Here is a 19,973-nt window from a genome sequence, read left to right on the forward strand (position 1 = left end):
TGCAATATCGAAATCAGACCCTTGAAGCCCTAACCGCCTAGAATTAAACCAGTCCAACTTTCGGGGGCCAGTTCACACGCGTTGATGCGGGGTTCCTCTGTCGCTATAGGTGTCAGCGTTTCTTTATTCCGCTGCTTCCTCCGGCTTCGGCGGAATGCGGAGCAAATCATCACTCGGGGTAACCTGGCCGGCTTCACCGGAGACCGCGCCGAACTTGGTGGCGTTAGTGACCACAACCGGAGTAATCAGGTTATAGCCCTTGGAACGGATGAAGTCTGGGTCAAAGCTAATCAACTTATCGCCCGCGGCAATACGTTGCTTCTTTTCCACATGAACTTCGAAGCCTTCGCCGCCCAGTTCCACGGTATCGAGGCCCACGTGGATGAGCAGTTGCACGCCATTGTCGAGGCTAAGGCCTACCGCATGGCCGGATTTTTGAACGGTGAGCACCTTGCCGTCGGCAGGCGCATAGACGGTAGTGCCAGTTGGCTGGACTGCCATGCCAGGCCCCAGCTTCGCGCCTGCGAAGATAGGATCTGGGACCTCTGAGAGGTCCACTGCCTCGCCCTCTAGAGGGGAATCCAACACGATGTCGTCCTTGCCAGCCTGCTTGGCGGCAACACCAGTAGCAGCAGCGCCCGCAGCGCCAGCAGCAACGGCGCCACCCGCATTCGAGAACTCTCCCTTCCCAGTCTTGGTGGACTTAAACTCCGAACGAGCAGCTACGTCATCCACAGATTCGCCCTGTTCGCGGGCGATGCGCTCCAAGTCTGCCTGCTTTTCTTCTGCTGTGCGGTAGCCGAAGAACAGGGTCAGGAAGAAAGAGGTAAGGAATGCAGCCGTAATACCAAGGACGTAGCCCAGTTGCGGCGTCATAGCGCCGGTGGTCAATGCAGAGGTAAAGACGAAGGCCTCAGCGCGGACATCAAAGATACCGATGATTGCGCCGCCTACCGCACAACCTGGCAGCAACCGGTAGTAGCTACGGCGGAAGCGCAACAAGATGCCGTAGAGGGAAGGCTCCGACACGCCACCAAGCATGCCCGCGGCGAAGGCACCAATAGAGACCTGGCGCATGGCATTGTTCTTCTCCCTGAAGGAGATAACCATGACCGCGCCCACGACGCCGAAGCAGGCGAAATTCCATGCGCCCATCGGCCCCTGGATGAAGTCGTAGCCGTAGGTTGCGATGTTCTGAATCATGATGACATTCAGCGGCCAGTGCAGGCCCATCGGAACGAGGAACGGGTACAGCAGCGGAATGACGATAGCCAGGATGAACGGCGAGAAATCATTGATTTGGTAAAGGACCCAGGAAATGCCATTGCCTACGCCAATGCCGAACGGGCCGAGCAGGAAGGCCGTTGCCGGAATCATGATGAGCAAGGAGAAGAACGGCACGAAGACCATATGAACTGCGCTCGGGATGATCTTCTTTAGCCCCTTTTCCACCCAGTACAGGCCGATTGCGGCCAAAATGGGCGGGAATACCTGGGAGCCATAGGAGTTGATGACCAGCGGCAGGCCAAACACGTTGACGGTATCGCCTTGCTCACCCAGCGACATAAATTCGGGGGTCAAAAGTGCTGCGGGAATAGCCGCGGAGACCCACATATTCGCACCTAGTTTTTGGGCCGCGGTGGCACCGACCATTACCGGCAGGAAGTAAAAGACCGACTGGTACATGGCGTGAGCCAGGCGGAAGCCTTCTGGTTGCTCCTCCAGCGGTGCGCGGAAATCCTGGATGTGCGCCGTGTCCGCCAGAATGAGAAGCATGATGATGAGCGAGGCGCCCAGCAAAGCCCACAGGACGGGACGGAAAGTATCAGAAAGGAACTCGAAGCAGTAATCTACCCAGTCATACTTACCGCGAACACCGTCATACTCCTTCTTAGAGGACGCTTCTTTGTCGCTGGAGGCATGCACACCGGGTTGCTTGATGATCTCGTTGTAGTAGTCAGCGACGCCGCCGCCCATGACTACCTGGTAGCCGTGAGCGCCCTGGGGCACGGTTCCAAGCACCGCTGGTTCGCTATCGAGCTTTTCTTGGTCAACTTTCCCCGCATCGGCCAGTTGAAAGCGCAGGCGCGTAGCGCAGTGCGTCAGCGACGTGATGTTGTCGGCGCCGCCGATACTTTCAATGATGTGGGTGGAAGTGTCCTTGATAGATGCCACTTCTTACTCCTCAGTTCAAATACCACTTATAACCAGTACTACACTGGCTATAACGTCAGGTTTGAGTATAAGAGGATTCCCACATGAACAAAAGCCCGTTTTGTGGACTTGCCAGGGAGTTTTTCCACTTGTCACTGCTTGTCCGCTGGTCAACCACCTAAAGGCAACGAACATCCTGGCAAACGATTGCACAAACTGTCTAAAAGATCACAAAAGCCGCGCCCACCCCATCTAGGTGATGAAGTGGGCGCGGCCGTGAGCCAAGCTTTCAGGCTTAGCGGAAACTAAGCGGAAGCTTTAGTTGCCAGCGAGCTTGTCGCGCAGTGCGGCGAGCTGCTCGTCGGAAGCCAGGGAGCCGCCAACCTCTGCCTGAGTCTCGGATGCCGGAGCTGCATCGGAGGAATCAGAGGAGTAGTTGGAGGACTCAGCAGACTCAGCAGCCTCAGCGGCTGCGGCGCGGTTGCGCTCGATCTGAGCGGTGTGCAGGTTGAAGCGACGCTCGGACTCTGCGTAGCGTGCCTCCCAAGCCTGACGCTGCTCGTCGAAGCCTTCCTTCCACTCGTTGGTCTCAGGGTCGAAGCCCTCAGGGAAGACGTAGTTGCCCTGCTCGTCGTAGGAGTCAGCCATGCCGTACTTGGACGGATCGAACTCTTCGGTGTAGTCCTCGTCTGCCTGCTTAACGGACAGGGAGATACGACGACGCTCGAGATCGATGTCGATGACCTTGACCATAACTTCCTGGCCAACGGTGACAACCTGGTCCGGAACCTCGACGTGGCGCTGAGCCAGCTCGGAGATGTGAACCAGGCCCTCGATACCCTCCTCGACGCGAACGAAGGCGCCGAACGGAACGAGCTTGGTGACCTTGCCCGGAACGATCTGGCCCACAGCGTGGGTGCGGGCGAATACGCGCCACGGATCTTCCTGGGTAGCCTTCAGGGACAGGGAAACGCGCTCGCGGTCCAGATCAACGTCCAGAACCTCAACGGTTACCTCGTCACCAACGGTGACAACCTCGGATGGGTGGTCGATGTGCTTCCAGGACAGCTCGGAAACGTGAACCAGGCCGTCGACACCGCCGAGATCGACGAAGGCGCCGAAGTTGACGATGGAGGAAACAACGCCCTTGCGGACCTGGCCCTTCTGCAGCTGGTGCAGGAACTCGGAGCGAACCTCGGACTGGGTCTGCTCGAGGTATGCACGGCGGGACAGGACAACGTTGTTGCGCTGCTTGTCCAGCTCGATGATCTTTGCTTCCAGCTCCTGGCCGATGTACGGCTCCAGGTCACGGACGCGACGCATCTCAACGAGGGATGCAGGCAGGAAGCCACGCAGGCCGATATCCAGGATGAGGCCGCCCTTGACAACCTCGATAACGGTACCGGTAACAGGCTCTTCCTTGGCCTGCAGCTCCTCGATGGCGCCCCATGCGCGCTCGTACTGTGCACGCTTCTTGGACAGGATCAGTCGACCTTCCTTGTCCTCCTTGGTGAGAACAAGTGCGTCAACCTCATCGCCGACCTCAACAACCTCGTCCGGGTTGACGTCGTGCTTGATGGACAGCTCGCGGGAAGGGATAACGCCTTCGGTTTTGTATCCGATGTCCAGCAGTACCTCGTCGTGGTCAACCTTGACGACGGTACCCTCGACAATGTCACCATCGTTGAAGTACTTGATGGTGGCGTCTACAGCTGCGAGGAAGTCCTCTGCGGTTCCGATATCGTTAATCGCAACCTGCGGGGTGTTAGAAGATGGCATATTGAAAAAATGCTCCGAATAAATGTAGGAAATCGAAATTGGACAACTGCGCGTCTCTCGAAAAAAGCTTGCTAAGCTGCGCAAATGCAGCTAAAAAAGAGGAATATTCGATCCCGCCTCGTAATTGCTTAAAGCCTTCCTACAGGGGCTTAGAACAACCCGTGGCATAGACACGCCCGTCTAACACTACATCTGTCCAGCTTAAAGGGCAAATACACGGACCAACTATTTCGCAAAGGAATTTCTCCCACCGTGACTTCCCCCTCGCACGCAAACCAGGCCTACTGGGATAGCGACGCCGCCAATTACCACGCCGAGCACCCCGACTACCTTTCTTCCTTTTACTGGTGCCCGGAAATGCTCCACGAAGATCAAGCACACTTGCTAGGCGACGTCTCAACTTCTTCCGTCCTCGAAATTGGCTGCGGCTCCGCCCCGTGCACCGAATGGCTGCAGTCGCGCGCGCACTTCGCCACCGGCTTCGATATCTCCCGCGGCATGCTGAACCACGCTGCCCCCGGACTCCCATTAGCCCAAGCCGATGCGCTTTCACTCCCCTACGCCACCGACTCCTTCGACGCCGCATTCTCAGCTTTCGGAGCCTTTCCCTTCCTTGCCAACCTTGACTTAGCCCTAAGTGAAGTCTCCCGCGTTCTTAAACCAACTGGTCGCTTTGTCCTTTCGGCCAACCACCCGATGCGCTGGATATTCCCTGATGACCCCGCCGATCTGACGGCCGATATCAGCTATTTCGATCGTGCTTATCTGGAGCAAGACCGCGATGGCAACCTGACCTATGCGGAGTTCCACCGCACTATCGCCGATTGGTTTCAGGCTTTACAGGGCGAAGGCCCTTTCCTAATCGAGGACATTATCGAGCCCGAATGGCCTAAAGATCTCACCACCACTTGGGGCCAATGGTCGCCAGAGCGAGGCGAAATCTTTCCCGGCACCATTATTTTCGTCTGCCGAAATTGCCGCTAACCTATGGGCATGTTTCTGGATCGAATTGGCCTACTCCTACGCCGCGGCCTCGCATGGTGGATCGACGCCTTCCTGGCAGCGGCCGTCATCGTTGTGGCGCGCTGGGCCATTAATGCGCTTGCCGACGCCCCCTTAACCGGCCACGCCCTGGAAATTTACAACGCTGTGGCCCTCGCCCTAGTCTTCTACGCCTACCGCGTATGGGCCGAGGCCACGAAGACAACTTCGCTGGGAAAATGGTCACTCAAGCTGGAGATCCTCGCTACCCACCCCGGATGGCGCGCTGCCTGCCTCCGCAACTCCTGGCTGTTACTTTCTATGCTCACACTGACGGGAGTGCCGTTTATTGTGCCGTTGCTACTCGGCGTCCTAAGCGTGAGTGTCCTCGCCTTCGGCCAAACCCCTTTTGACATGCTGGCCAATTGCCTAGTCGAGCGCCGAGCTCAGATGGACACGCCTTCTTTTCGCGGCACCAAGTAATACAGGAGCGCAAGGACTACCAGGACAGCGAACATCCAGGAAGATGGGAAGAGGAATGCTAGTGCCGTAGCTACCACCATCACCGCGGCGGCCGTTAGTCTTCTGACCTTCGGGTTGGGCGCCACGCGGGCGACGGTCATGGCGGCCACAACATACGACACCGCAATAATTCCGTACCCGATGGCATAGGCCTTATGTTCTGCAAGAAACCGTTCAAGCCCGAGCTCAGCAATATCGATGGCTAGAGAGTTTACCTGAATGGCCCAAAGGCTTTCAAAGACACGGAGGGTCCACTTACTCGTCTTCTTGTCTAACGACACTGCGGGGTTATTCCCTTCTTAGTTTCTAGACGAACACTCATAATTTTTTCCGCACAGAAAACGCTACCTAAAAACTTAGTTCGCATCCCGCCACATTCTCTTTACCTTCTGTTGGGCATACCCGGGCATGCCCAAATCCTCGATGGTTTGCTTATTCCACGTTCCACGGACCTGTCCATCCACCACGATGGCGCGGCGAAATACCCCGCGGTTTCCAGGAACAAGTACCTCGTGGACCTCCTTAGTCATCGCAAAAAGACGGTCTTTATAACCCAAGATGTACTCGTCAAATGCTCCCAACAGCAATACCGATTGCCTCTTTCGTGCTTCGGTCACTTCCACTATCTCAGCCGACACAAGATCCTGGGAATCTTCGCCGCAGCGCATGATGTCCGGCGGGAGGTTCTCGGCAGCGGGCCGGATCAGTCTTTGTGGGAGCTTTGTCCACCAAGAAAAGTCGTGCAACGTGGCGGGACCGTGAGTGCGGAAGTACCGGGTCATCAGCTCCGCGGTCGCCGCTACTGTATCACCATTGAAGGTCTCCTCTAGCCCCGGCAGATCCACCGGTGTGATGAGCTGATCGGCTCCGGAATAGACGGCGTGACCGCCTTCCATTGCTACACGCACAACATGCCAGAAAGGAACATCGGGCAACGCCGCGGAAGCCCGCTCTTTGAGTTCTGCGCGCGAAAGCGGCCGCTCGATGAGTCTGTTTACCTCCGGCCGCAACTCGGCATCACCCTTGCGCTCCTTGGCGCAGAGTTCAGTTATCCAGCCTATGTCCTTGATGGAAGCCGCGAAGAGAGTATTGCGCATGGGATACCCACGCACAATGTTTCCAGCATCCGAATGGTCTTTTGTCCGCAAAGCCAGTGACCGGCGCACCGAATGCAGGTCTTGGCCTTGCATGACGCCGAAGGCGCGGGCCGCCTCCTCAGCACTCTCCCACCGCTTCAGGGTTAGGCCCTGAGAGGCGAGCCTCAAGCGCGCTTTTTCCCGGCGGGAGAAAGTAACCGAGCTAGTGGGCTGCGGCATCCCAATCCTTGCCAGCACCGGCGGAAACCTCTAGCGGCACGTTCAGCTCGATGGCAGAGTCCATCTCACGCTCGAGAATCTCTCGAACCGTGTCGGCCTCACCGGGGGCAACTTCAACTACCAATTCATCATGCACCTGCAGCAGCACGCGAGACTTCAACCCCTGCAGTGCGCGGTCCACGCGAATCATCGCCACCTTAATAATGTCAGCGGCAGTGCCCTGAATCGGCGCATTAAGTGCTGCGCGCTCTGCGTTCTCGCGTGCTAGGCGGTTATCGGAGTTAAGCTCTGGCAAGTAGCGGCGACGGCCGAAGAGCGTTGCCGTGTAGCCATCCTTGCGGGCTTGGACCACGACTTCATCGAGGTACTTCTTCACGCCACCAAAGCGCTCAAAGTAGCTTTCCATGATGGACTTTGCCTCCCCTGCCGGAATGCCCAATTGCTGGGATAGGCCGAAAGCGGAAAGTCCGTATACCAACCCATATGACATTGCCTTAACCCGGCGGCGCAGCTCGGGTGTCACTTGGTCAACGGGGACGTCAAAGACTCGAGAGCCAACATAGTTGTGCAGGTCTTCGCCTTCCTTGTAGGCCTCGATGAGGCCCGGGTCTGCAGAGAGGTGTGCCATCACACGCATTTCAATCTGCGAGTAGTCCGCGGTCATGAGTTCATCGAAGCCATTGCCCACGATGAAGGCAGAACGGATCTGGCGGCCGGCCTCCGTACGCACAGGAATGTTTTGCAGGTTGGGTTCGGTGGATGACAAGCGGCCGGTAGAGGCCACGGTTTGGTTAAACGTGGTGTGAATGCGGCCGTCAGGCTGCACGGTTTTGATAAGCCCTTCCAATGTCGTCTTCATCTTCTGGTACTCGCGGTGTGCCAAGAGGTGATCCAGGAAGGGATGGGGGTTCTTGGCCGCAAGCTGTTCAATCTCCTTGGCCGCGGTGGAATAGCCCGTCTTCGTCTTCTTGGTCTTGGGCAGCTCAAAGGTCTCAAAGAGTACGGTTTGCAGCTGCTTCGGCGAGTTAAGGTTGAGCTTGTCATCGCCTGCAAGCTCGCGGGCGGCGCGCTCTTGTTCTGCAACCTGCTCTACAAAGGCATCCTTTTGCGTTTCGAGAATGTCAACGTCCACGGCGATTCCGGTAGCCTCCATGCGCGCCAGAATGGTTACCAGCGGCAGCTCGAGGTCGGTATAGAGCTCGAAAGAGTCAATCTCCTGCAGCTCCGCAGTGAGCCGTTCTGCCAGCTCCATAATTGCCGCGGCCTGGTCCACTAGAGAGGAATTATCCAAAAGGGACAGCTGCTCCGTGGCGGCGCCGAGGGTCTTTTGGAGGTGGCGCTGGTAGACGTCGGCAAGCGCATAAGTGCGCTGACCAGGGCGAAGCAGGTAGGCAGCAAGGGCCGTGTCATGAGCGATGCCGGCAAGCTCAATACCGCGGCCGGCAAGCATATGGAAGGCCGCCTTTGCCTCGTGGAAATACTTCGGCGCATCGGAGGCCAACCACTGTGCAAGGACCTTATCGTCCTCGGCAGTAAGATCGCCCAGCTCCACTTGCAGGCCGTGGCGTTCTTGGTCCACGAAAGCAATCGCCGAAGCATCACCCTGCCCCGGGTTTCCCTCGCCTTGGACATAAACTGCAACGTGCTTACGGCCAGGCAGCCACTGAGACAATGGCTCATCGTCGATGACTGTTTCTAGCTCTTGGACTTCCTCGGCTTGCTGCGCTGCCTCAGCACCATCATTGGGAATGGCGGCGAGTACGCGATCACGCAGGTTGGTACCGAACTCTAGGTCATCGAACTTGGCGGCAACGTCGGCGACCTTGGCTTCCTTAAAGGCCAAGTCATCTGGACCGACCTCTAGGTCCATGTCCGTGATCATCTGGGTGAGTTTCCGGTTCATCTGCACCTGCTCGATGCGCTCGCGGAAGTTATTGCCCACCACGCCCTTAATTTCCTCGGCGTGCTCTACCAAGGATGCCAAGTCTCCATACTTGACTATCCACTTGGTGGCCGTCTTCTCGCCCACCTTTGGGATGCCCGGCAAATTATCAGAAGGATCGCCACGCAGCGCGGCAAAGTCCGGGTATTGCGCGGGGGTGAGACCGTACTTCTCTTCTACCGCGGAAGGGGTAAAGCGGTGGAGCGTGGATACGCCCTTCATCGGATAGAGCACCGTCGTAGACTCATTAACCAACTGCAGGTAGTCACGGTCTCCAGTGACGATGAGAGTCTCATAGTCCTGTGCCTCGGTTGCGAGAGTAGCCAGAATGTCATCGGCCTCGTAGTTCTCACGAGAGAGGGTGGTAATGCCCAGCACCTCGAGCACCTCGCGAATGAGGTCTACCTGACCCTTGAATTCCTCCGGCGCGGCCTCGCGCTGGGCCTTATATTCCGAGAACATCTCAGTGCGGAAGGTCTTGCGCCCCACGTCGAATGCCACCGCAATGGCGTCGGGGGTCTCTTCCGCCACGATATTAGAGAGCATCGATAAGAATCCATACACGGCATTAGTGTGCTGACCTCCTGAGGTGGAGAAATTATCCACCGGCAGGGCATAGAAGGCACGAAAGGCCATAGAGTGGCCGTCAATGAGCAGAAGTCGAGGCTGATTAGTAGTCACCTGCCCCATCCTAGAGAACCAGGCCGACATCCGAACACCCCGGTGTAGATACTGTGGATGACGTGGGCATTCCCCCGCCGCCCCCTACCCAATTAGGAATTCGCCTAGTGCCTGCGCTACTATTTTCACAGTCAAAGGCAGTTCGCCTTTGGAGAGTGCGCCCCTGTAGCCCAATTGGCAGAGGCAACGGATTCAAAACCCGTCCAGTGTGAGTTCGAGTCTCACCAGGGGCACGACTAGAAAAGACCTCGGTTTCCACTAAGTCAGGAAACCGAGGTCTTTGCTTTAGCCCAGTTCAGGCAGCGTTGGCAGGTGGTACTTGCGTAGCGCTGCGTTGATCTGCGGGATGGAAGCCTTCAGCTGCGGTAATGCTAGACCAATGAGTCCGGCCACGCCTGCGATGCCGAGGATTGCTCCGAAGATGGCGGGCTTGGAGCTCGCGCCGCTGCTCGATGCGGAGCTCCCCGTGGCAGGTTGCGTGGTATCGGCCGGCTTGCCGGAATCATGCGCACGGGCGGTAAGCCATTCCTCCTTGCCCAGAACTCCTTGGGTCAGTCGGGTTTCACCAAGCCAGCCGTACCAGGGGTCCTGCGGGCGCTGATTATCAAAGCCACCGCCCATGACCCACTGCAGGTCGCGCGGGAGAAGGCCTTCGGCGCCTACCGCGTTGCGTAAGATAGGCGCGCCGTTGATGAACATCTCCACGCTATCGCGCTCCGGATCATTGACCACGGCGATGTGCATCCACTCGTCCTTGGGCACCTCGTGGGACCATACTGTAGAACCGCTTCCCTGCTTCGGCTCCGCCCACCAGCGCAGCTCGCGGAGATTGGAGATACCAAACATGACGGTGGGATCCGTGTCTTCGGAGCCGTCCACCAGCTTGTTGATGGCAGAGTCGCGGCTAAGCGCACTTCCCCAGCCATGCTGGGCACCATTGAAGTCTTTAGGAATCTTGACGAAGGATTCGAAGGTATACCCCTTGGTGGTATCGACGCTATTGGCTGCCGCGCCCTTATCGGTGCGGAACTCGGCATTGCCTACCTTGCCGGCAGGGTCGGACCAGAAGAGGGATCCGGCATCAGAGGACAGCGGGTGGTGATCGGAGCTATAGGTCACCCGATCACCTAGCATGGCGCCAGAACGATGCAGGTCGCTGCCGGAATCGCTGGCAATATCGGGGATGGTGGTGCCACGGCCGGCAGGGGCGCCGTCGGCAAGCGCATGCCCGTCCTTGTCCTGGGCCTGGCCCGGGCGCCAGTGGAATACCGTGCGATCATTCTTGGCAAAGTCATCCGCGCCCTTGGGCAGCTCATCCTCCGCGATGGTATAGGGCCTATAGCCTTCCGCGGCGATGTCGCGCGCACGCTGCGCCAGGTCCGGCTGGTGGCCCTCACCCACGGTGAAATCCGGGGAAAAGGAGGAAAAACGCTGCTCAAAGTCGAACGGAATGGCGTAGCTATCGCCCTTACCATCCAGGGTGAGCTTGTCGAACTGCGTCAGCTCCTCGTGCGGCTTCTGCGCCACCCACGGAGAGAGCGCGGTCATCTCCAGCTGCTTGCCGGAAAGGTCGAACTCGAGCACGCCTAGCAATCCATTGCCACCCTGATAGGCCATTTGATAGTCCTGCAAGATGGAAACGACGTCATGGCCGGCATCGTTTTTGTCCACACGGTAGCCCGCACCGTGGTGGTGGCCGCCCATCACCAGGAAGATCTGGTCGTTGCGCTTGATGAACTTATCCCATAGGCCCTTGCCATAGTCATCGGAATAGAAAACGTTGCCCTCGCCATCGATATTGAGGGCTTCGTGCGTCGTGACGATGACGGGGAGGTTGGGGTGCTTATCGATGATGCCTTGCGCCCACTCAATGGCTTTTTCATCGGCGCGCCAGCCCAGCGCAAGGTTGAGGTACTTCTGACCCTCAGCCTCAAAGATGTGAGCCTCGGAGTCATTATTGACCGCAGTGTAGCGCTCTTGGAAGGTCTCCGGGTTTGCGGCCTTGGCGCGATCGGCGCTAAACCACTTGTCATACGGGTGGGCCGCCGCCCCCTCGACGTCCATGTCGTGATTGCCGGGCAGGATGGAGTAGTTCAGATCCGAGTCGTCGAGGACCTGCATGGCCTTATCGGCTACCTGCCATTCGCCCTCCACGTTCCACTGGTCGACGACATCGCCTAAGTGGGTGACGAAGTCCATGTTCAGCTCGTCTTGGTGGTCTACCAACCATTGAGTTTGGGCCAAGTAGGGTTCGCTTCCGTAGCGAGCTTGGGCCAAGTTGCCCGTCTCCGGGGTGGAATAGCGCGAATAGAACTGGGTATCCGGTAAGACGCCGATGCTGAAACGAGAGCCCTCGCTTGGCGACGCCCCCTCGGCCCCAACCTCCGCAGCGCTTGCGGCCGGTACAACAATGAGGTTTCCCACCACCGCGGTTGCAGTTAGCGCAGGCAGGACGAAACGATTTTTCATAGAGAGTCCTTTAAGAATGGAAAGGAATGCTTGCTCAGGGAAGATGGCGGGAATACGCAAGGGATTCTAGGACGTGAAGCTTTCAGCTAGTTGAAGCCCGCGTAAACAGGAGACTGAATAATGGGAAACTTATGGTTGCCTCTGGAAGAGACATCTTCTCGTGTGAGATTCCGTATAACCTGCCCCAAACTGCATAGTTGCATTGGGGTGCATTAAACTGACAGAATATTCATGAATGCGGTTTTACCTCTACGGTTAGGGAGAAGACCCTCCCCTAGCGCGGCAGGTAGATCACCGCCCTCTAATGAAAGATATGCATTACGATTCACAGTGGTTCGCCTAGCCTCCCACTTCGGCACTTTTCTGCTGCCTTGCTAGGCCAGTCGCCCTCCGCACCAGCCCCCTCCCAGGTAGATTTTTATTTTATGCAGTACATTTTGAACGCTATCCGCGGCGCCCTCATCGGCATGGCCGAGCTCGTACCGGGCATCTCCGGTGGCACCGTGGCGCTCATCGTGGGCATTTATGAACGCGCAGTCCACAACGCCAACGATCTCATCTCCGGCCGCTTCAAGAAGGTGGAATGGAGCTTCCTCATCTCCGTAGCGATCGGCATGTTCATCGCCGTCTTCGGAATGTCCACCGTGCTTTCTAACTTCGTAGATAATCACGTATCGGCTTCCGGAGCGCTCTTTTTGGGCATGGTTGCCGTGTCCATTTTTGTACCGCTATCCATGCTTTCTAAGCAGGAGAGGCTACGCCCCTCGTCCATCATCGCGTTCGTCGTTGCCACGATTGCCATCTTCTTTATCACCGGATTCACCTCCGAACCGCACGAGAACCCCAGCCTTATTGTGGTCTTCTTCGCCGCCGCCATCGCGGTATGCGCACTCATCCTGCCTGGCATCTCCGGCTCGCTCATCCTGCTGACCATGGGCCTCTACCAGCCCATCATTGGTGCCGTTTCAGATCGTGACCTAGGCACTATCGCCGTTTTCGCGCTGGGTGCCCTGTGTGGTCTTGCGGCGTTTATCAAGGTATTGAACTTCCTGCTGGATCACCACCGCGCCCCTACGCTGATGACTATGGCAGGTTTCATGCTCGGTTCTCTGCGCGCGCTGTGGCCCTGGGGAGCTGACCAAGATGCCTCTAGCGGCATCATCATCGGCATGTTCATCCTCGGTGCACTCATCGTCTCCGCCTTCATCTTCGTAGATATGAAGAAGGCCCGCGCTATAGATGAAAGGACGGCGCAAAAATAATGCCGCGCTCGTTTTCTCGCCGCGCAACTATCGCCGCGGTCCTCGTCCCCACGCTGAGCCTGGGCGCCTGCGTCACCAACGAGGAAGATTCCACACCGGACGGCTGGGAAGAACCCCATTCCGCAATGGTGCCGGAAATTGCCGCCATGTATAACGACAACGATGGCGTCCTCACAGCCGGAACTAACCCACCCTATGCCCCATTTCAGCTTAAGGATTCCCACGGCGCACTCCAAGGCGTCGAACTCGATCTTGCTCGCGCCGTTGCCGGCGTCTTAGGACTCGATTTCCAGCCCGTGGAACAGGACTTCTCCATGATCCTGCCGGCCGTGCAATCGGGCCAGATTGATATGGGCGCATCCGGGTTCACGGATAACCCCGAGCGCCGCAATGAATTCGACTTTGTAGATCACCTCTACGCTGGCATCCAGTGGGCCGAGCGAGTAGATGGACCTAAGAAGGTTGACCCAGATAATCCTTGCGGCTTGACTGTTGCGGTGCAGCGCACCACGGTATCTGAAACCGACGATGTGCGCCCTAAGAAGGATGCGTGCAACGGCGATCTCACTGTCTTGTCTTATGACACCGGTGACAACGCCGCGCTGGCGGTCCTCATGGGACGCGCAGATGCCCTGTCCGCAGACTCCCCAGTAACGGCGTGGGCGGTCAATCGCTCCGAAGGAAAGATGCGGCAGATAGGCGATATGTTCCAAGCATCGCCCTATGGCTTTGCCGTACCCAAGGATTCCGATTTGGGCAAGGCCTCGGCTGCGGCACTGCAACACCTCATCGAGACCGGAGAGTATGCAGAAATTTTGTCCCGTTGGGGCATCGAGGATGGCTTAATAGACCAGGCAATGATTAATGAAAGGCCGATCAATGGTTAATGAAAATGCGGCGACGCCAGCTACGGCAGAGCCTAAGGAAAAGCCCGCCAAGATCGAGGCGCGACCTCTACGACACCCGTGGCGCTGGGTCTTCGCCGGCCTGCTTATCGTGCTCGGCGTGTGGTTTATCATTGCTTCCGCCCGCAACGAGGCATTTGGCTGGGACACTTACTTCCAGTACCTCTTTGATGAGCGCATCGCGCTTGCTTCCTTGCACACCATCGCCATCACCATTTTGTCCATGATCATCGGCGTTGTCGGTGGTGCCATCCTTGCGGTTATGCGCATGTCCCCCAACCCGGTGCTGCGCAGCGTCTCCTGGATATTCCTATGGGTCTTCCGCGGAACACCGATCTATGTGCAGCTGGTGTTCTGGGGACTGCTCTCCGCCATCTACCAATCCATCAACTTGGGCTTTACCGAGGTGTCTTTGCAGACGATCCTCACCAACGCCTTCTTCCTTGCGGTGATGGGACTGGGCCTTAATGAAGCTGCCTATATGGCCGAGATCGTGCGCTCCGGTATCACCTCCGTTCCCGAGGGCCAGAAGGAAGCCTCCAAGGCACTGGGCATGTCCTGGTGGATGACCATGCGCCGCACCGTCCTTCCGCAGGCCATGCGCATTATCATTCCGCCCACAGGCAATGAGTTCATTTCTCTGCTCAAGACCTCTTCCCTCGTGGTGGCCATTCCTTATACCGAGGAAATCTTCGGCCGTTCCACGGATATTTCCGCCGCCCTCTTCCAGCCCATCCCGCTGTTGCTGGTCGCAGCGTCCTGGTACCTCGTAGTTACGTCCCTGCTGATGGTGGGTCAGTACTTCCTGGAGCGCCGCTTTGAGCGCGGTGCGACCCGCGAACTTACTGGCCGCCAACTTGCTGCGCTGGCAGACGCTGAAGGCACTATTCCCCGCAACGTATCCGTGATTTCGGAGGCTAAAAACTAATGGCTACTCCCATGATTTCCGCCCAGAACGTCCATAAGTCCTTCGGACAACTCGAGGTCCTCAAAGGCATTGACCTTGAGGTCCAGCCCGGCGAAGTGGCCTGCCTACTAGGCCCCTCGGGCTCCGGCAAGTCCACCTTTCTGCGCTGCGTTAACCACCTTGATAAGGCGACGGCGGGCCGACTCTACGTCGACGGCGAGCTGATTGGCTACCGCGAAAAGAACGGCACCCTGTATGAGATCAGCGAGAAGGAAGCCGCAGAACAGCGCTCCGATATCGGCATGGTCTTTCAGTCTTTTAACCTTTTCCCCCACCGCACGGTGATTGAGAACATCATTGAGGCACCGGTGCAGGTGAAAAAGATTCCGGAAGAGACCGCCCGCGCCCGCGCTATGGAGCTGTTGGAGGACGTTGGACTTGCTTCCAAGGCCAATAACTACCCGGTACAGCTCTCCGGCGGCCAGCAGCAGCGCGTGGCCATCGCTCGTGCGGTGGCTATGGATCCTAAGCTTATGCTTTTCGACGAACCTACGTCCGCCCTCGATCCAGAGCTCGTCGGCGAAGTGCTGCGCGTTATGAAGGACCTCGCGGCCGAAGGCATGACCATGCTCGTAGTCACCCATGAGATGGGTTTTGCGCGCGAGGTAGCCGATAAGGTCTTCTTCATGGATGGCGGCGTGGTCATTGAGTCCGGCAGCCCTGCTGAGGTGCTGGATAACCCGCAACAGCCACGCACCAAGGACTTTTTGGCTTCGTTGCTATAACCCCCACTACACTCCAAAGAGTACCTTCAGCCCGCCCGTCTTCCGCGAAGAGGACCGGCGGGCTTTGCCGTGGCTCACTCGCCTACGAAAGCGTCAAAATGCCCCGAATCAGTGCGCTGGCCGCGCCCAACCCGGCAACGCTGAGCGAGAGCACGCGGGCATTTTCTCGTGGAACACGCCGAGCAATGCGGGTGCCGGCCCAAATGCCGACGAACATACCTAAGACTCCGGCGGGCCACATCACCCAAGGCAGACCATCAAAGTGGGCCGCACCAGTTAGCGTCTTGGTCATCACGGAAAAGAATCCGCCTACGACAAAAATCGGCTGCAGCGTAGCTGCGTAGACATGTTGGGGCCACTTTGCCGCCTGGGCGTAGACGGTAATAACCGGGCCGGCCACGCCCGCCAAGGTATTGGTAAAGCCGCCGAGAATACCCGCGGAGATGGCAGGGCCTTTGCCCTCCATCGGCGGGACAAACTTCTTTCCAAATGTCACTACGGCTAATGCAGCCAGAAGCGCAGCGCCCACCACGATCATGAGCCCTGCCGTGTCCATGCGCCTAATGAGCAGCGCCGCGGCCAAGGAGCCAATCACCATAACTGGGGCGATCAGGCCGAACTTTTTCCAGCTCACATTTTCACGCACGGAATAGGTGGTCAGAATCGCATTTATGCAGGCCAGAACGTTGATCACCAGGATACCTTCGACCGGCCCCATAATGAGCATGAGGATGGGACCGCCGATGAGACCGAGCCCCATTCCGGATACCCGTTGCAGAGTCGAACCAACGACAACGACGAGGAAAATAATCAGCGCGAGGCTCACTGACGGTATTTCTCCTTTACGGCACGACCTACAGGCTCGGGGAACATCCCCGTCACGTCGCCGCCAAACTTGGCTACCTGCTTACACAGCGAAGAGCTGATATAGCCGTACTTCTCGTCCGTGAGTAGGAAGACAGTATCGATACCGGAAAGGCGCCGGTTCATCTGCGCCATGGGCAGCTCATATTCATAATCCAGTGAGCTACGCAGTCCCTTCACTAGGACGTCTGCCCCATGCTTCGTGGTGTAATCCACCAACAGCCCGGAACAATAATCCACTTTGATGGAAGAATCCACGCTCTGGCGGATAAGTTCCATACGCTCCTCCACGCTAAAGAGTCCTGAGGGCTTGTCGGGATTACCGGTTACCAACACGGTGACCTCATCAAACATCTGGTTAGCGCGATTGATGATATCGACGTGACCTAAGGTGACGGGGTCGAAGGATCCAGGGCAGACGGCCTTAGTCATGCTACTTTCGCTTTCTTTTCAGGGGTTTAGCTTTCGGCGTCTTCGCTGCCGGGACGGGTATAAACCGCCATATCCATGCGTGCGATGCCAAAGGTGCGCTTCTTAAGCTTTTGGCCGGTGGGCTCAAACCCGGCAGGCCACACAGTATCCGCGGAATCAACGTGGCGCTCAATTACTACCATTGCGCGGTCAGTAAGCACCGGTTCGATGGCAGCAATGAGTTCATCCACCTCATCAAAGGCATAGGGCGGGTCCGCCAGCACCAGATCGAAGTGCTTGCGCGGGGCACTGGCCAGGTAGGTGCCTACCTTCATCTCTTGTACTCGAACGCCGGGATGCTTGACGACGCCCATGTTATGCCGGATGATCTTTACCGCATCGGCCGAAGATTCCACCAGTACTGCTTCCTCTGCCCCTCGGCTCGCCGCCTCTAGGCCTAGGGCACCAGAGCCGGCAAAAAGGTCGAGCACCGAAGATCCAGCAAAGCCCCACCGTGCAGTGAGGGATGAAAACAGCCCTTCGCGGGCGCGATCTGCGGTAGGCCGAGTTCCTTCTGCGGGCACTTTAATGGTGCGGCCGCGGGCTTCGCCGGCAATAATGCGCGTCATTTATGCTTCTCCAATCTCCATCAAAAGGTCTCCGCCCACCACATCACTAAAGTCAGAGACCACAATACGGTGGACCTTTCCTGGTCCCGGGCTTTCTACGGGAGCCTCGAGCTTCGTGGCTTCAACGGTCGCAAGAGGTACTCCGGTATCAACAGTGTCTCCCACATTCACATGGCAGCGGACGATGCCCGCGAAGGGGGCGTAAATTTTCATGCTTCTAGGTTAACCCGTCTTAGTTCTTCTCCAAGTATTCCTGTTCGCTTTCGCTCAAATTGCGCGTGAGTTCCTCAGCCAACTCGGGATTGCGCATCACCATGGCACGCGCATCCGTGTGGGTGCGCTCCACAATGTCTTGGTCATCCGCCAAGTTCAGTAGCCGCAATGTGCGGTGCGTTCCGGACTGCATGGTGCCCAAAATGTCTCCCTCCTGGCGCTGGCGCAAGTCAAGCTCGGCTAGCTCAAAACCAGAGGAGGTTTGGGCAATTTGATTGATGCGGCGGAAAGACGGAGTGTTATCGGCTGCCGTGGTGTGCAAAAGGCAGATGGAGGCATTGCCGCCTCGTCCCACGCGCCCGCGCAACTGGTGCAACTGGGAAACGCCGAAATGCTCGGACTCGCGGATAAGCATCACCGTGGCATTGGGAACATCTACGCCCACCTCGATGACCGTGGTAGAGACCAAGATATCGATCTCTCCCCTGGCAAATGACGTCATTACCTCGTCTTTGTTGGGCATCTTTCCATGCAAGATGGCTACCCGCAGTCCCTTGAAGGGACCGTTTTCTAGCTGCTGTGCAAGCTCTAGCACTCCGCCTTTGCCTTCAATGCGCGGGCAGACGATATAGGCCTGATGGCCGTGGGCAACCTCCTCGCGTATCCGCTCGAGTGCGCGAAGCACCCAGGTCGGCCGCCACTCGGCCACCACTGCTGACTGAATAGGTTTGCGACCACCGGGCAGCTCTGTCAGCGTTGATACGGCGAGGTCACCAAAGACGGTCATCGCAATGGTGCGCGGAATCGGTGTTGCTGTCATCACCAGCACGTGGGGGCTGAGGCCTTCACGTGCCTTTAACCGCAGGCTATCGCGCTGCTCTACACCGAACCGGTGTTGCTCATCTACGACGACCAATCCAAGGTTAAAGAACTCCACGGTGTCTTGGATAATCGCATGGGTTCCAATGATGATGTCCGCGTCACCGGAGACAATATCCAATAAAGCCTGCCGCTTGTCCGCCGTTCGCATGGAGCCGGTCAGGAGTACGACCTTGACGCCTTCGGGAACCGAGGTCCCAATGGAGGCAGCGTGTTGGGAGGCGAGTACTTCCGTCGGCGCCAGCAGTGCTGCCTGCGTTCCTGCGTCGACAGCCTGCAGCATAGCGCAGGTAGCCACCATGGTTTTGCCTGAGCCAACCTCGCCTTGCAGCAACCTCATCATGGGCAGCGGACGAGCCAGATCGTCTTCGATCTCGCTAATGACGCGACGCTGCCCTTCGGTCAGATCAAAGGGCAGATGGCTCAGCAATTCTTCGCGATAGCCGCCTAGGGTGGCCGGCATGGTAGAAGCGGTCCGGGCTTCGGCATCTCGCTGGCGCAATGCCATCACCAGACCAATAGACAGAGCCTCGTTGTACTTCAGCCGCTGAATCGCACGGTACGGGCCCGCCGCCCCCGGCTCATGGATTTCCCGCACTGCCTTATCGAGGCTGATGATCATCTGATAATCCAGCGGTTCCTCAATCGGTGGGGTCTTAGATAAGACGTAGTGGATGGCGCCCATGATGTACCACGAGGTCACCTTGGACGTAGCCGGGTACACCGGTATCCATTCGCGTTCCAAGAGGAGCTGGTCGAGCCTGCCGAACTGCGACAGGTTCCGCAGCGAGCCGGTAGCCTTTGGGCGGTGCTTCTTGCCGGATTCGGCCGCCGGCTGGCGGTAATCATCCAGTTCGCCATCGGGGCGGCCGAAAGCATCGATCTCTACAAAGTCTGGCTGCTGCAACTGCGGCTGGTTGCGGAAGAACTTAAGCTTACCGCTCATCATGACGCGCTGTCCACGGTGCAACATTCGCATCACGTAATTGGCGTTGAAAAACGTCGCAATGATACTGCCATCGAGCTGCACATTGATGATGGTGGTCTTGCCCGAGTCATGGCGGGTGAATCCGGTAATGGTTCCGGTAACCGTAACGATATCGCCCTCAGCAGCATCTCCTAGGCCGACGTCTTTGTTGTGGCGGATATAGTCTCGCGGATAGTGAGCCAAGAGCTCGCCGCAGGTCTCATACCCCAGCGCTTTGGTGATCTTCGCGGCGTCCTTCGCCGCAAGCACCTCTGTCAAAGGGCGGTTGTCCTGCCAGCCGAGCATT

At 57.7% G+C, this 19,973-nt stretch carries 17 protein-coding genes and 1 tRNA gene; 7 read left to right on the top strand and 11 right to left on the bottom strand.

What is annotated here, in order from left to right:
• Positions 1-123 precede the first annotated feature (123 nt).
• Both QP324_RS09640 and rpsA read right to left on the bottom strand, forming a co-directional pair.
• The gene (locus QP324_RS09640) at positions 124-2,175 is read right to left on the bottom strand and encodes a glucose PTS transporter subunit IIA (RefSeq protein ID WP_284815888.1); all 2,052 of its coding nucleotides are present in this window, start codon (positions 2,173-2,175) and stop codon (positions 124-126) included.
• Positions 2,176-2,472: 297 nt separating this feature from the next.
• Positions 2,473-3,933 (bottom strand): 30S ribosomal protein S1, encoded by a 1,461-nt coding sequence (gene rpsA, locus QP324_RS09645; RefSeq protein ID WP_023021654.1) that lies wholly within the window; start codon positions 3,931-3,933, stop codon positions 2,473-2,475.
• 252 nt (positions 3,934-4,185) lie between these two features.
• Between rpsA and QP324_RS09650 the strand changes: the two genes are divergently transcribed.
• Together QP324_RS09650 and QP324_RS09655 are read left to right on the top strand one after the other, a co-directional pair.
• Positions 4,186-4,917, top strand: coding sequence for a class I SAM-dependent methyltransferase (locus tag QP324_RS09650; protein ID WP_284815890.1), 732 nt, complete (start codon positions 4,186-4,188; stop codon positions 4,915-4,917).
• Between the two features lie 9 nt (positions 4,918-4,926).
• Positions 4,927-5,397 carry an RDD family protein gene (locus QP324_RS09655; RefSeq protein WP_284815892.1) on the top strand — a complete coding sequence of 157 codons (471 nt, stop codon included), beginning with the start codon at positions 4,927-4,929 and terminating at the stop codon, positions 5,395-5,397.
• Here the strand turns inward: QP324_RS09655 and QP324_RS09660 are convergent.
• The 3 genes from QP324_RS09660 to polA all read right to left on the bottom strand — a co-directional run bounded on the left by QP324_RS09660 (position 5,361) and on the right by polA (position 9,384).
• Positions 5,361-5,717, bottom strand: coding sequence for a hypothetical protein (locus tag QP324_RS09660; protein WP_284815894.1), 357 nt, complete (start codon positions 5,715-5,717; stop codon positions 5,361-5,363). The two genes, QP324_RS09655 and QP324_RS09660, sit on opposite strands and share 37 nt — an antisense overlap.
• Positions 5,718-5,792: 75 nt before the next feature.
• A complete protein-coding gene (locus QP324_RS09665) occupies positions 5,793-6,752 on the bottom strand; it encodes a crosslink repair DNA glycosylase YcaQ family protein (RefSeq protein WP_284815896.1) in 960 nt (319 codons plus the stop codon).
• Positions 6,736-9,384 carry a DNA polymerase I gene (gene polA, locus QP324_RS09670; protein ID WP_284815927.1) on the bottom strand — a complete coding sequence of 883 codons (2,649 nt, stop codon included), beginning with the start codon at positions 9,382-9,384 and terminating at the stop codon, positions 6,736-6,738. Before polA ends, QP324_RS09665 begins: the two co-directional genes overlap by 17 nt.
• 150 nt (positions 9,385-9,534) lie before the next feature.
• Between polA and QP324_RS09675 the strand changes: the two genes are divergently transcribed.
• Positions 9,535-9,608, top strand: a tRNA-Leu gene (locus QP324_RS09675).
• Positions 9,609-9,660: 52 nt separating this feature from the next.
• On the opposite strand, the gene QP324_RS09680 is transcribed toward QP324_RS09675, so the two are convergent.
• Positions 9,661-11,844 (bottom strand): LamG-like jellyroll fold domain-containing protein, encoded by a 2,184-nt coding sequence (locus QP324_RS09680; RefSeq protein WP_239279349.1) that lies wholly within the window; start codon positions 11,842-11,844, stop codon positions 9,661-9,663.
• Between the two features lie 425 nt (positions 11,845-12,269).
• Between QP324_RS09680 and QP324_RS09685 the strand changes: the two genes are divergently transcribed.
• The 4 genes from QP324_RS09685 to QP324_RS09700 are packed head-to-tail and all read left to right on the top strand — an operon-like array spanning position 12,270 to position 15,703.
• Complete coding sequence (locus QP324_RS09685) at positions 12,270-13,106, top strand: DUF368 domain-containing protein (protein WP_284815897.1); 837 nt, start codon at positions 12,270-12,272, stop codon at positions 13,104-13,106.
• On the top strand, positions 13,106-13,993 hold the full coding sequence (locus QP324_RS09690) for an ABC transporter substrate-binding protein (RefSeq protein ID WP_284815900.1): 888 nt from the start codon (positions 13,106-13,108) through the stop codon (positions 13,991-13,993). Before QP324_RS09685 ends, QP324_RS09690 begins: the two co-directional genes overlap by 1 nt.
• On the top strand, positions 13,986-14,939 hold the full coding sequence (locus tag QP324_RS09695; RefSeq protein ID WP_284815901.1) for an amino acid ABC transporter permease: 954 nt from the start codon (positions 13,986-13,988) through the stop codon (positions 14,937-14,939). Before QP324_RS09690 ends, QP324_RS09695 begins: the two co-directional genes overlap by 8 nt.
• On the top strand, positions 14,939-15,703 hold the full coding sequence (locus tag QP324_RS09700) for an amino acid ABC transporter ATP-binding protein (RefSeq protein ID WP_005323289.1): 765 nt from the start codon (positions 14,939-14,941) through the stop codon (positions 15,701-15,703). The genes QP324_RS09695 and QP324_RS09700 overlap by 1 nt, the downstream gene beginning before the upstream one ends.
• 82 nt (positions 15,704-15,785) lie before the next feature.
• Here the strand turns inward: QP324_RS09700 and QP324_RS09705 are convergent, their stop codons facing one another.
• The 5 genes from QP324_RS09705 to QP324_RS09725 are packed head-to-tail and all read right to left on the bottom strand — an operon-like array spanning position 15,786 to position 19,972.
• Positions 15,786-16,529, bottom strand: coding sequence for a sulfite exporter TauE/SafE family protein (locus QP324_RS09705; protein WP_284815903.1), 744 nt, complete (start codon positions 16,527-16,529; stop codon positions 15,786-15,788).
• Positions 16,526-16,999 carry a pantetheine-phosphate adenylyltransferase gene (coaD, locus tag QP324_RS09710; RefSeq protein WP_239279353.1) on the bottom strand — a complete coding sequence of 158 codons (474 nt, stop codon included), beginning with the start codon at positions 16,997-16,999 and terminating at the stop codon, positions 16,526-16,528. Before coaD ends, QP324_RS09705 begins: the two co-directional genes overlap by 4 nt.
• Before the next feature lie 26 nt (positions 17,000-17,025).
• Positions 17,026-17,607, bottom strand: coding sequence for a 16S rRNA (guanine(966)-N(2))-methyltransferase RsmD (gene rsmD / locus QP324_RS09715; RefSeq protein WP_239279354.1), 582 nt, complete (start codon positions 17,605-17,607; stop codon positions 17,026-17,028).
• The gene (locus tag QP324_RS09720; RefSeq protein WP_005327804.1) at positions 17,608-17,820 is read right to left on the bottom strand and encodes a biotin/lipoyl-containing protein; all 213 of its coding nucleotides are present in this window, start codon (positions 17,818-17,820) and stop codon (positions 17,608-17,610) included.
• A 19-nt stretch (positions 17,821-17,839) separates the two neighbouring features.
• Positions 17,840-19,972: an ATP-dependent DNA helicase RecG gene (locus QP324_RS09725; protein WP_284815906.1), complete on the bottom strand. Its 2,133-nt coding sequence runs from the start codon at positions 19,970-19,972 to the stop codon at positions 17,840-17,842.
• Position 19,973: the final 1 nt, after the last annotated feature.

This window comes from Corynebacterium sp. UMB0012 (assembly GCF_030216265.1).
GTDB lineage: Bacteria > Actinomycetota > Actinomycetes > Mycobacteriales > Mycobacteriaceae > Corynebacterium.

Excerpts from the sequence above, each read along its gene's own strand:
- coaD (WP_239279353.1), bottom strand. The coding sequence starts at position 16,999 with ATGACTAAGGCCGTCTGCCCTGGATCCTTCGACCCCGTCACCTTAGGT.
- QP324_RS09685 (WP_284815897.1), top strand. The coding sequence starts at position 12,270 with ATGCAGTACATTTTGAACGCTATCCGCGGCGCCCTCATCGGCATGGCC.
- polA (WP_284815927.1), bottom strand. The coding sequence starts at position 9,384 with ATGGGGCAGGTGACTACTAATCAGCCTCGACTTCTGCTCATTGACGGC.
- rsmD (WP_239279354.1), bottom strand. The coding sequence starts at position 17,607 with ATGACGCGCATTATTGCCGGCGAAGCCCGCGGCCGCACCATTAAAGTG.
- QP324_RS09700 (WP_005323289.1), top strand. The coding sequence starts at position 14,939 with ATGGCTACTCCCATGATTTCCGCCCAGAACGTCCATAAGTCCTTCGGA.
- QP324_RS09725 (WP_284815906.1), bottom strand. The coding sequence starts at position 19,972 with ATGCTCGGCTGGCAGGACAACCGCCCTTTGACAGAGGTGCTTGCGGCG.
- QP324_RS09720 (WP_005327804.1), bottom strand. The coding sequence starts at position 17,820 with ATGAAAATTTACGCCCCCTTCGCGGGCATCGTCCGCTGCCATGTGAAT.
- QP324_RS09655 (WP_284815892.1), top strand. The coding sequence starts at position 4,927 with ATGTTTCTGGATCGAATTGGCCTACTCCTACGCCGCGGCCTCGCATGG.
- QP324_RS09665 (WP_284815896.1), bottom strand. The coding sequence starts at position 6,752 with ATGCCGCAGCCCACTAGCTCGGTTACTTTCTCCCGCCGGGAAAAAGCG.
- QP324_RS09690 (WP_284815900.1), top strand. The coding sequence starts at position 13,106 with ATGCCGCGCTCGTTTTCTCGCCGCGCAACTATCGCCGCGGTCCTCGTC.
- QP324_RS09680 (WP_239279349.1), bottom strand. The coding sequence starts at position 11,844 with ATGAAAAATCGTTTCGTCCTGCCTGCGCTAACTGCAACCGCGGTGGTG.
- QP324_RS09695 (WP_284815901.1), top strand. The coding sequence starts at position 13,986 with ATGGTTAATGAAAATGCGGCGACGCCAGCTACGGCAGAGCCTAAGGAA.
- rpsA (WP_023021654.1), bottom strand. The coding sequence starts at position 3,933 with ATGCCATCTTCTAACACCCCGCAGGTTGCGATTAACGATATCGGAACC.